Origin of the sequence: Candidatus Sarmatiella mevalonica, from assembly GCF_016751895.1 — a bacterium.
Classification (GTDB): Bacteria; Pseudomonadota; Alphaproteobacteria; order Rickettsiales; family Rickettsiaceae; genus Sarmatiella; species Sarmatiella mevalonica.
In genome coordinates, this window is sequence record NZ_JACVVM010000114.1 from 1 (window position 1) to 1,761 (window position 1,761).

At 34.6% G+C, this 1,761-nt stretch carries 2 protein-coding genes; both read right to left on the minus strand.

Annotation, left to right across the window (positions count from 1 at the left end):
* Positions 1-279 precede the first annotated feature (279 nt).
* The gene (locus Sarmat_RS06625) at positions 280-468 is read right to left on the minus strand and encodes a hypothetical protein (RefSeq protein WP_202149961.1); all 189 of its coding nucleotides are present in this window, start codon (positions 466-468) and stop codon (positions 280-282) included.
* Between the two features lie 428 nt (positions 469-896).
* A complete protein-coding gene (locus tag Sarmat_RS06630) occupies positions 897-1,643 on the minus strand; it encodes an MFS transporter (protein WP_341826624.1) in 747 nt (248 codons plus the stop codon).
* Positions 1,644-1,761: the final 118 nt, after the last annotated feature.

Consider the following 1,761-nt stretch of genomic DNA (forward strand, 5'->3'; position numbering starts at 1 on the left):
GCCTACGACTCTTTTATCCCAGATTTTTTCCAGCTTCTTTATTATTATTTCAAACTTTTCTAGCTCCATGCCAAATAATCTTAAAAAAACTCTTGGATGTTTAGCAATTTTACTGTATCTTATCATTGTGTGTAGTCTCTTGTTGGTTAAAAATCAAGTTCTATACACGCTTTATAAAAAATATCAACCCCTCCCTGTAAGTAATTTCCAATTCTATATACTTACGCAAGAGGTCTATTCTATCAACTCTTTAACTTTCTGAGATTTATGAAATGCAGCTTATCCATGATCACTACTTGAGCAGCTTCTAGCTCTTTGATTAAAATGCTCTGCCCAGGCCTCAATTAATTGTGTATTACACGAACCATTAAATACCATTGGTGCTATTGATGTATGATTAACATAACCAGCTATAATGTTTGTTTTTTGATAGTATTTGCCGTTCTTTTTCCCCAGTAGCTTCTCCAACCTTGTTTTTACAAATACTCATCAATACCGCTTATCATCTATATACACAAGACTTTGAGTTGGTATACCCCCTATTCTTTGTTTATATCGCTCACGTTTTTCTTCGCAAGCTCCTACATAGGTAAAATCTTTTTTTATAGATATATCCCAGTTTTTTTAACCAATAATGTGCGCCTGCTGCACTCATATTAAAATCCTTTCTTGCCACCAACTTTTTAGATAAATAATTACCCTCTGTTTTATATCTTGCGACTCAATTCCTTACTGTATTTGGTGATATCTCGAATTTCAATGCAGCTCTATTGCAGCTATTGTCTTTATTTACATAATTCATTACTTTATCGCATTATATACTCAAATTTCAACTTAATTTACTATATATCATCTCCTAATTATCAGAGATAAATTCCTTAAGGTTTGTTGTGCCGTCAACTCTTCAAGCACATGTGATTCACGGCGATCATAAGATAGCTCAGAGAACAGAAATAAAGAGGCATTGGCAGTAGTGTTCCGTTGTGCAAAAATCCCATAAAGAACGTAAAGAGCGAAATTAGACAATAGTAAAAAAATCCAAATAAACTAGAGGCTGTACCAATTGCGTGCCTATAATTCACAAGAGCAAGAGCGAGGGCGTTAACAGTAACAACGCATGTGCCAAAAATACATATCATCTGCGAAATAATTGTAACTGCTATCATGGTATAAGAAGGTAAGGAAAATAAATAATGATTTATCATCGTTATACAACTGTAGATCGTTGTTGTGTAAGTAATAATCAGCAGTCCGTAATTCATGATTTCTTTAGAGGAGAGTTTATTCTGTAATCTCCGAGAAACAATTCCACCAAGCATCGCCCCGCTTCCTATGGCGATAAAGCTTAAGCCATAATGACTTGCTGAAAGACCTAGGATTTCGATGAGATAAAAAGCACCTTCCGCAAAATAACTAAAGAGAATGCCATTGCATCCACCTACAATCAAACCAAACCCCAACACTTTTTTGTCTAGTATGAGTTGCATTGCGATGTGCGATATTGAGATCCGTTTTCGGGAAGCATGTGGATGGGTTTCTGGTAATCTTACAATCACAAGAACCATTACAGTTAGCCCCCATATTGTTAGAAATATAAAAATACTTCTCCATCCAAATATTTCCGCGATAAACCCTCCGCATATACTAAATTAGCTTGAGGTAGCGTAAATTATATGATAATATGAAGCAAAAAATGCGAGCATATAGTATAGATTTACGTAAAAAAGTAATAAGTTTTATAAAAAGCGGTAATAGCCAAAA